The following is an 8627-nucleotide window of genomic DNA, read 5'->3' on the forward strand; positions in this document are numbered from 1 at the left end:
GGAGACGGGCCGCGCATCCCGCGGGCCCGGCCGAGCAGACGACCGTGTCCGTTCCCCAGGAGGCACGCATGACCGACACGCCCGCACCCGCCCCCGCCGCCGAGTTCTGGGAGGCCCGCTACCGCGACACCGACCGCGTCTGGAGCGGCCGCCCCAACGCCCTCCTGGTCCGGGAGACCGGAGACCTCGCTCCCGGTACCGCACTCGACCTGGGATGCGGCGAGGGCGCGGACGCCGTGTGGCTGGCCGGCCGCGGCTGGCGCGTCACCGGAGTGGACATCTCCGCCACGGCGCTCGAACGCGCAGCCGGGCACGCCGCCGACGCCGGGGTCGGTGACCGCGTCTCCTGGGAGCGCCACGAACTCGGGCACTCGTTCCCCCAGGGCTCCTTCGACCTGGTGAGCGCCCACTATCTGCAGTCGCCGGTGGCCCTCGACCAGGGGACGGTCCTGCGCGCCGCGGCAGCCGCCGTCGCGGACGGCGGCACCCTCCTGGTCGTCATGCACGCCGGCTGGCCCTCGTGGCAGACCGAACCGCCCTTCGACGCGGTGTTCCCCACCCTGGACTCGGTCCTCGACGAGCTGGCGCTGCCGGCCGGCGAGTGGACCGTCCTGACCAAGGAGACCGTCCGCCGGCCGAGCGCCTCCCCCGAGGGCGCCGAGGGCCACCGCGACGACAACGTGTGGCGCCTGCGGCGCGGGTGAGGGCCGCACAGACCGCACACACGCCCGCGCACCGCAGTCCGCGAGACCCACCTGACTGTCCGAAATGTTGAAAAAGTATCTTCTGAGAATTTTGAGAAGAGAGGAATGCTTTGTGGCTTCCCGGACACCTGTGGTGTGAAGGCCTTTGGCTACCAGAGGAGATGGTGAAATGCCTTCCAAGGACAAGGTGCTCGAGGAAGTCACCGAGAACATCGACATCGAGGCAGTGCTCGACCCCGCCGAGCCCGACGGAGTCTTCAGGGACAGCCGCGAGTGCGCCGGTCTCGCCCTGCAGTCCGGCGGCGGGCACCTGCTGCTCTCGCCCCCGACCCCGCGCCCGAAGAAGGGCTGACGGACCGACGGGAGCAGTGAGATGGAGCAGTCGAGCACATCAGCCCTCCTCCAGGGCACGGTGCTGGACCTCGCTTCGGACGTGGTCTCCGCTCTTCGGAGCGGAGACCACGCGCGAGCGGGCGGCACCGCGACGACGGACGGCGCGGGCGCGGGCATCACGCGCGCCGCCATACGCATCCTGGGCGCCGACACACTGCTGCCCACCGCACTTCTGGGCGTTCCGCCCGACCCCGGCCTCCTCGCCGTCTTCCAGGACGCCGTGGCGGCCCATGCGCCGCGCCCCGACGCGGCCCCGACCGTCGTATGGAGCCACTGGGCGATGGCCCGCGCCCTGCGCCGGACCGAAGCACCCCTGGCCGGACCGCTCGCCGGCGAAGGCGGTGGCGAACCCGACGCCGGCTGGCTCGACGACGCCGGCTGGCAGCAGCTGACCCACCAGCTCGCCGTGCTCGCCCCGCTGGCCCTGCCCGGCGAGGACTGCGCGGTGACCCGCGCGGCCCGGCGCCGCCCGGTGGACGTCGCCCGGGGCTTCGTGCGGGCGGTGCGCCGCCGGGACTGGCAGCAGGCCGCCGGCGCCGGACGCTGGCTCACCCTCCTGGACGGCGTGCCGGACACCCTCGGCCTCGAGACGGGCCTCGACTTCGTACGGCTCATGGGCGGCAGCGACCCGCGGGTCGCGCTCCAGCTGGAGGCGGCGCGGCTGATGCCGGCCGGAGTCCTCCTGTGAGCACGGCGCACACGGCGCACCCGGCACACGCGGCGCACCCCGCCCGTACGGCTCCCGCGAACGCGGCACCGGACGGCGACCGATGGCACGAGGAGGACGCCCGGCAGGTGCGGCGGATCGAGGAGTCCGCGCTCGCCTGGGTGCACGCCCACCGCGACCGCTTCGAGCTCGGCGACGACGCCCTCGCCGCCGAGGGCCAGGTCAACCGCACCTGGAAGCCGCTGGGCGAACTCGCCCGGGTCTGCGCCTCCGTGTCCCTGTGCACCCCGCCGTCGGACCCGCTGCACGCGCGCGTGACCGCCCTGCTTGAGTTCGCCTGGCAACAGACCCGCCAGGGCGAGCTGTTCCTGCTGATGCAGTCGCTGGAACCCTTCGCCACCTACCCGCTCGAGGTCTACGCGGCCTTCGCCTCCGCCGGACACCGGCACCCCGGCTACGAGGACTCCGCCGCCCTGGTCGCCCGCACCCGCGGCTGGCGGCTGACCGAGCAGTACCCCACCCGGCGGCTCGGCGTCCTCGAGGCCGAACGGCACAGCGGCATCCCCCCGCACGGCCGGGTGCCGCAGGTGCTCGACCGCACCTGGCTGGGCGGTCTGCCCGAACCCTGGACCTTCGAGCGCGCGGCCGGCTACGCGCTCACCCACGTCGTCTTCCACCTCACCGACTGGGGCCGAACCGCCCGGGGCGTGCCGCCCGACCTCGCGGCCTACCTGCTGCACTGGCTGCCGCCCTGGCTCGACACCTGCCTGGAGGCCAGGATGTGGGACCTGAGCTGCGAGCTGCTGGCGGTGGCGGCCAGTGTGCCCGGCCCGCCCCCGCCGGCGGTGCTGCGGGACGCCTGGCGGCGGCTGGCCCAGGCCCAGCACCCCTCGGGCGCGATCCCGGAGGAGGGTGCTTTCCAGGACGCCGCGGGCCCCGACCCGGAGGAACCCTACGACTTCACCGACTGTTACCACTCCACCCTGATGGCGGTCTTCGCCGCGGCCCTCACGCGGGCCCGGCCGGAGCACGCCGCACCGGGGCACAGCGGACAAGGAGCGCCGGCATGACGGACACCCGGCTGATACACAACGTCGGCGTCGGCGCCCTGGAGTGGCTGTGGTCCCACCGCGACGGATTCCGGCTGGAGCCGGACGCCGACCCCGAGGTGGGCTTCCTGGAGCGCTTCAAGCCGGTCGGCGAGCTCGCCCTGATCTGCACGGTGCTCTTCCGCGAGGGCGTGGCCGGCACCCGGCAGGCGCAACTGGCCCGCCAACTGCTCGACCACACCTGGCGGGAGACCCTGGACGGCGGCCGCATGCTGGCCCGCGGCCAGCGCATCGAACCGTTCTCGCCCATCCCGTTCGAGGTGTACCTGCCGTTCAAGGAGCTGGGCTACAGCCAGCCCGAGGTGGAACGCGCCACCGTGCTCAACCACCGCCTCGACAGCTGGGCGAGGTTTCCCGTGACGCCCACCCGCCGGCTGGGCCTGTCCGCCTTCCAGCGCCGCTTCGGCCTGCCCGCCCGGCCGCCCGAGTCGGAGCTCGCCGGCACCACCTGGCTGGCCGCCACCCCCGAACCGTGGACGGTCGAGGGCCACACCGCCTACGACATCACGCACACCGTCTTCCACCTCACGGACTGGGGCGAGAACCCCGGCGGCCTGCCGCCCGGCACCGCCGACTACCTCGCCACCTGGCTGCCCGTCTGGCTCGACGACTGGCTGGACCTCAAGCGCTGGGACCTGCTCGGCGAACTCCTCGTCGTCGACGCCTGCCTGCCCCGCCCCACCCTCGACCGGGCGGCCTGGGAGGGCTTCGCCGCCGCCCAGCAGCCCGACGGCGCGATGCCCGCGATCCGGACGATGCCCGAGGGCGACCCCGAGGAGGTGTTCGACATCGTCTACCACCCGACGCTCGTCGCCGCCTTCGCGTCACTGCTGGCCACCTCACGCGCCCTCACCGAGCTGGCGCACGCCGCCTCATGACGGCGCGGCACCGCCCCTGGCCGGGTGAGCCCCCGGCCGACGAGGACGCACCGCCGGCGGACGCCGCCCCCGACGAGGACGGCCTGCGCGAGCGGCTCGCCGCCGCCGCGGACGCCTGCGACGCACCCGACGTCGTCCTCGCCCTCTCCCGGCACGGCCGCCGCACCGTCCACAGCGGCGGCACCGGCGCGCCCTCCGACATCGCCCGCGAGGACCTGCGCTACGAGATCGGCTCGGCCTCCAAGACGTTCACCGGACTCCTGCTGGCCCGGCTCGTCCGGCAAGGCGCGCTCACCGGCGGCGAGCCGGCCGCCGCCTGTCTCGATCCCGGCCGGACCGTCGGGCCCGAGCCCGTGACCCTCGCCCACCTCATCACCCACACCGCGGGACTGCCCGCGCTGCCCCGCGACTTCCTCCCGCGCACCCTGCCGGCCCGGCGCACCAACCCCTACGCCCGCTACCCGGCCGCCCGGGTCACCGACGCCTTCCTGCGCCACCGCCCCCGGCACCGGCCCGGCACACGCTGGCACTACTCCAACTTCGGCGTCGCCGTGCTCGGACACGCCGTCGCCGCCGCCACCGGCACACCCTGGCAGGACCTGCTCACCGAGCACGTCCTGCGCCCGTTCGGCCTGAGCGGCACGGCCCTCGCGGCCGAGGACCCCAAGATCGACGCCGCCGGGTACGGCAAGGACGGCCGCACCCCGGTGCCGCCGTTCGACGCGGGCGGCTTCCAGGCCGCCGGGGCCGTCCGCGCCACCCCCCACGACCTGCTCGCGTTCCTCGAGGCCCATCTCGACCCCGCGGGCTCACCGGCGGCCGGCGCCCTGCGCGCGGTGCGGGTTCCGGTGCTCCGGCGGGGACTGGACCACCGGCACGTGCACACGATGGCCTGGTTCCGGCACCCCACCGACGGCGGGCCGATGTACTTCCACAGCGGGGCCACCCTCGGCCAGCAGGCGTTCCTCGGCTTCCGGCCCGGCACCGGCACCGCCCTGGCCGCGGTGTGCACCCGCCGCTTCCGCGCCCGCGACCCGTTCATCGCCACCGCCTACGCGCTGCTCGCCGACGGCTGACGCACACGCCCCCGGCGCGGGGCGACGGCCCTGCGCCGGGGGCGTGTGCGTCGGTCAGGCGGGTCGGTCAGGCGTGCCGCCGGGTGTCACACCCGCTGCCACAGGGCCGGCGTGCTCGCCGGCGACCCCGCGCCCTGCGCCTGGTGGTTCTGCAGACACCGGTAGCGCACCCCGTCGTACGACACCGTGGCCCCGGCCTGGTAGACCCGGCCGGCGGCCCACGCGTCCGCCGCCGCGTTGTCCTGCGGCGCGGGCGTCTGGGTCTGGGCGGCCGTGGTGGTCAGGGTGAGACCGAAGTCGCTGAGCAGCGGGTTGACCGGCTGGTAGAACGTGGTGCCGCCGTTGGTGCAGTCACCGGAGCCGCCCGACGTGGTGCCCTGCGCCTGGACGCCCGCGACGAAGGGGCCGCCGGAGTCGCCCGGTTCGGCGCACACCGTGGTCTCGGTCAGCCCGTCGACGGTGCCCTCCGCGTACCGCACGCTCGTGTCGTGCTGGCGGACGGTGCCGCAGTGCCAGCCGGTGGTGGACCCGGAACGGCACACCGACGCCCCGACGAGCGCCTCCACCGAGCCGGCGATCCGCACCTTCTGCCCGTCCTGCGCCTTCACGTCCGGCGTGGCGGTCCAGTCGTCGTTGACGGCCACCCAGGCCATGTCCTTGCCGGGGAAGGTGGAGCTCTGGAAGGTGCCCTGGTCGCTCTGGTCCGACCCGGTCGTCCGCGCGCCCGGCCTGCCGCAGTGACCGGCCGTGGCGAAACCCTGCTCCTCGCCCTTGGTGACGGAGAAGCCGATGGAGCAGCGGGCCTGCGCGTCGATGTAGTAGGCGTCGCCGCCCACGAGGTCCTTCAGCAGCCGCGGCCGGTTCGCGGACACCCGCACACCCACGTTCTCGGCCTCGACGCCGGCGCTCCTGACGAAGGACGCCGCGGCCTCCTCGCTGGTCGCCTGGACCATGACCCGGTTGGTCCGCACGTCGACGTACCAGACCGGCGTCTCGGCGGCGCCGGTCCGCACGGCGGCGGCGTCCAGTTTCTCCTTGACCGAGGCCAGCTGCGCCAGCGGCCTCTCGACGACCGCCGCCCTGGCACCCTGCGCCTCGATCGTGCCCTTGTCCGCGGCGTCGGTGGTGGCGACGGTCAGCTCGGCGGAGGTCGCGCCGCTCACCCAGGCCCCGGCGAAGCGGTCGCCCAGCGAGTTGCGCAGCCGGCCCGCACGGGTGCCGGCCTCCGCCTCGTTGACCAGCCGGGCCGTCGCCTGACCGGGCGCCAGCTTCAGGTCGCGTTCCATCGCGCGCAGCACCTGTGCCGGCGCCTTGCCGGCGCCGAGTGCCTGCGCGGCGGTGGGCTGCGGCGCGGGCGCGGCCGACGCGGCCGGGGGGAACGCGGTCAGGGCGAGTGCGCCGAGCGCGGTCAGGGCGGCGCGGCGGGTGCGCGCGGCATGTCTGCCGACCATGCGATGTGCCTCCTTCGAGGGCTGTGCGAGACAGCGCGGAAAACGAGTGACCTGGTGGACCGGCCCTGGGTCAGTGAGCGACCGGGACGAAGTCACAGGTTTTGCCAGAAATCCGCGCACGCATGCCGGACACGCGCGCCTTCCCCGCGACGGGGGACGCGGTGGGTGCAAGTGCAGTACACGCGCGGGCCCGCCCCGCCCGGCTCAGGCCGGCTGCAGCCCCGGCGCGCCCGCCTCGGTGACGAAGGAGGCGGCGGTGGTGACGGCGGCGCCGGGCGTGGTGACCGCCGGCACCGTCCGGAAGTCCAGGTGGGCGGCTCGGCGGCCCAGTTCGGCCCGCAGGTAGCCGCGCTTGCCGTTGTAGAACTTCAGATGCGGATTGGCCCGCATGTACGTGTCCCAGTTGGCGGGCTGCTCCACGCCGTCCCGGCCGCTGGCGACGGACGTGCAGGTGACCTCCGTGCCGAGGGTCGCGGACGCGGGGTCGTCGAAGTCGTCCTTGACGTCGAAGGCGTAGGCCACGTGCACGTCGCCGGTGAGGATCAGCCAGTTGTCGACCCCGGCCGCCTTCGCCCCGGCGACGACCCGGTCGCGGGAGGCCCGGTAGCCGTCCCAGGCGTCCATGGAGAGCGGGGCGTCGGCGGTCACGTCGAACTTGCGCTGGGAGAAACAGACCTGCTGCGGCATCACGTTCCACAGCGCCGTCGAGCTCCGCCAGCCGTCGATCAGCCACTTCTCCTGCGCGGCGCCGGTCATGGTGCGCGCCGGATCGTCGGACTCGGCGCCCGGAGCGTGCGGACGGTCGTCGTAGGCCTGGTCGGAGCGGTACTGGCGGGTGTCCAGGACGTCGAACTGGGCGAGGGTGCCCCAGTGCAGCCGGCGGTACAGCCGGGCGTCGGGGCCCTGGGGCAGCTGCGCGGCGCGCAGGGGCTGGTTCTCCCAGTAGGCGCGGTAGGCGGCGGCGCGGCGCAGCAGGAACTCGGCCGGCGGCACCGCGTTCTCGGGGACGCTACCGGCGTAGTTGTTCTCCGTCTCGTGGTCGTCCCAGGAGACGACGAAGGGGTGGGCGTGGTGGGCTGCCTGGAGGTCCCGGTCGGTCTTGTAGAGCGAGTAGCGCAGCCGGTAGTCGGCGAGGGTCATGGTCTCGCGGTTGAACACGTCGGGCAGCGTGATGTCCGTGTAGCGCCGCTCGCCGCCCGCCGAGTTCACCGCGTACTCGTAGAGGTAGTCGCCGAGATGGAAGACCACGTCGATGTCGTCCTCGGCGACGTGCCGGAGCACGGTGTAGTAGCCGTCCTGGTAGGCCTGGCAGGCGACGGCGGCGAGCCTCAGGGAGCCCGCGTCGCTGCCCGGCGCGGGCGCGGTGCGGGTGCGGCCCGCCGGGCTGATCCAGGACCCGGTCCGGAAGCGGTAGTAGTACTCGGTGCCCGGCGTCAGGCCCGTGACGTCGACGTGGACGCTGTGGGCGTACTCGGCGTGTGCGTCGGCGGTACCCCGGAGCAGGACGCCCGCGAAGCGCTCGTCGAGGGCCACCTCCCACTCGACCGCCACCCGCTCCGTGCCCATCCCGCCGTCCGCCAGGAAGGGCTCGGGTGCCAGCCGGGTCCACAGCAGCACCGAGTCCGGCAGCGGGTCGCCGGAGGCGACGCCGAGGGTGAAGGGGTCCTTGGTGATACGGGCGGTCCGCGCGCGGGCGGCGACCGCGCCCAGGGCCGGCAGATTGGTGGTGAAGGCCAGCGCGGCGGCGGCCGCGGTGACGGTGAGGAAGCGCCGCCGGCCGAGGTGCCGGGCGGCGGCGGACAGCACGGCGTCGTGCGGGGAGAAGGCGTGCTCGGCCAGTGCGCTGTGACGGCCCGTGGGCGCCATCTGGTGTCCTCTCGTACGTGGACCTCGCGTCGGGAAGAGCCGCGGTGCGCGGACGCCGCATGTTATGCAGACAAAATGACCAAAATGCTCAGGGCGTGCGGAGTGATCACACAGGAGGCGGTACGCGCGTGTGACCGCCGCCGGCCCGGGGCACCCGGTGCGGGCACGGAAGCGCGTACGCGGCGGTGGAGAGGCGGCGGGCCGGGGCGATGGCCAGGAGACGGCGCTACGAGGTGGCGGCCTCCGGCCGCTGGTGGGATGCGGAGGACAACCGCTGGCTGCCGGCCGGCGAGGTGCACGCGTGGGAGCAGGGCACGAACCAGACCGTGTGCGGGCTGTCCCTCCACCGGTCGCAGCTGTCCCGCTTCCCGGCGGTCGGCTGGGCCGACGTGCTGCCCGAGTCGGGCGGCGCGGCCGACGCGGTCCGCCGGGTCTGCACCCCTGCCCGCCTAGTCCGTCCGCCCCCGCGGCCGTGGTACCGGA

At 74.5% G+C, this 8627-nt stretch carries 9 protein-coding genes; 7 read left to right on the forward strand and 2 right to left on the reverse strand.

Annotation, left to right across the window (positions count from 1 at the left end):
• The first annotated feature begins 68 nt into the window (after positions 1–68).
• From AB0E77_RS13100 to AB0E77_RS13125, 6 genes are all read left to right on the forward strand, one after another.
• Positions 69–704, forward strand: coding sequence for a class I SAM-dependent methyltransferase (locus AB0E77_RS13100; RefSeq protein ID WP_361569289.1), 636 nt, complete (start codon positions 69–71; stop codon positions 702–704).
• Between the two features lie 169 nt (positions 705–873).
• Positions 874–1056, forward strand: a complete 183-nt coding sequence (locus AB0E77_RS13105; protein ID WP_361569291.1) for a hypothetical protein — start codon at positions 874–876, stop codon at positions 1054–1056.
• A 21-nt stretch (positions 1057–1077) separates the two neighbouring features.
• On the forward strand, positions 1078–1785 hold the full coding sequence (locus AB0E77_RS13110; protein WP_361569293.1) for a hypothetical protein: 708 nt from the start codon (positions 1078–1080) through the stop codon (positions 1783–1785).
• A gap of 107 nt (positions 1786–1892) precedes the next feature.
• Positions 1893–2834, forward strand: coding sequence for a hypothetical protein (locus AB0E77_RS13115; RefSeq protein WP_361569331.1), 942 nt, complete (start codon positions 1893–1895; stop codon positions 2832–2834).
• On the forward strand, positions 2831–3751 hold the full coding sequence (locus tag AB0E77_RS13120; protein WP_361569295.1) for a hypothetical protein: 921 nt from the start codon (positions 2831–2833) through the stop codon (positions 3749–3751). Before AB0E77_RS13115 ends, AB0E77_RS13120 begins: the two co-directional genes overlap by 4 nt.
• Complete coding sequence (locus tag AB0E77_RS13125) at positions 3748–4827, forward strand: serine hydrolase domain-containing protein (RefSeq protein ID WP_361569297.1); 1080 nt, start codon at positions 3748–3750, stop codon at positions 4825–4827. Before AB0E77_RS13120 ends, AB0E77_RS13125 begins: the two co-directional genes overlap by 4 nt.
• Before the next feature lie 86 nt (positions 4828–4913).
• On the opposite strand, the gene AB0E77_RS13130 is transcribed toward AB0E77_RS13125, so the two are convergent.
• Together AB0E77_RS13130 and AB0E77_RS13135 are read right to left on the reverse strand one after the other, a co-directional pair.
• Positions 4914–6278, reverse strand: coding sequence for a trypsin-like serine protease (locus AB0E77_RS13130; RefSeq protein WP_361569299.1), 1365 nt, complete (start codon positions 6276–6278; stop codon positions 4914–4916).
• Positions 6279–6482: 204 nt separating this feature from the next.
• A complete protein-coding gene (locus AB0E77_RS13135) occupies positions 6483–8144 on the reverse strand; it encodes an alkaline phosphatase D family protein (RefSeq protein ID WP_361569301.1) in 1662 nt (553 codons plus the stop codon).
• Between the two features lie 209 nt (positions 8145–8353).
• Here AB0E77_RS13135 and AB0E77_RS13140 point away from each other — a divergent pair.
• Positions 8354–8627 (forward strand): hypothetical protein (locus AB0E77_RS13140; RefSeq protein WP_361569303.1); only part of this gene is annotated, 274 nt, incomplete at its 3' end.

Origin of the sequence: Streptomyces sp. NPDC032940 (assembly GCF_040636935.1) — a bacterium.
In the GTDB taxonomy this organism is placed as follows: domain Bacteria; phylum Actinomycetota; class Actinomycetes; order Streptomycetales; family Streptomycetaceae; genus Streptomyces.

Bases quoted from the DNA above. Each gene is read 5' to 3' on its own strand.
- AB0E77_RS13125 (WP_361569297.1), top strand. From the start codon at position 3,748: ATGACGGCGCGGCACCGCCCCTGGCCGGGTGAGCCCCCGGCCGACGAG.
- AB0E77_RS13110 (WP_361569293.1), top strand. From the start codon at position 1,078: ATGGAGCAGTCGAGCACATCAGCCCTCCTCCAGGGCACGGTGCTGGAC.
- AB0E77_RS13120 (WP_361569295.1), top strand. From the start codon at position 2,831: ATGACGGACACCCGGCTGATACACAACGTCGGCGTCGGCGCCCTGGAG.
- AB0E77_RS13100 (WP_361569289.1), top strand. From the start codon at position 69: ATGACCGACACGCCCGCACCCGCCCCCGCCGCCGAGTTCTGGGAGGCC.
- AB0E77_RS13105 (WP_361569291.1), top strand. From the start codon at position 874: ATGCCTTCCAAGGACAAGGTGCTCGAGGAAGTCACCGAGAACATCGAC.
- AB0E77_RS13130 (WP_361569299.1), bottom strand. From the start codon at position 6,278: ATGGTCGGCAGACATGCCGCGCGCACCCGCCGCGCCGCCCTGACCGCG.
- AB0E77_RS13135 (WP_361569301.1), bottom strand. From the start codon at position 8,144: ATGGCGCCCACGGGCCGTCACAGCGCACTGGCCGAGCACGCCTTCTCC.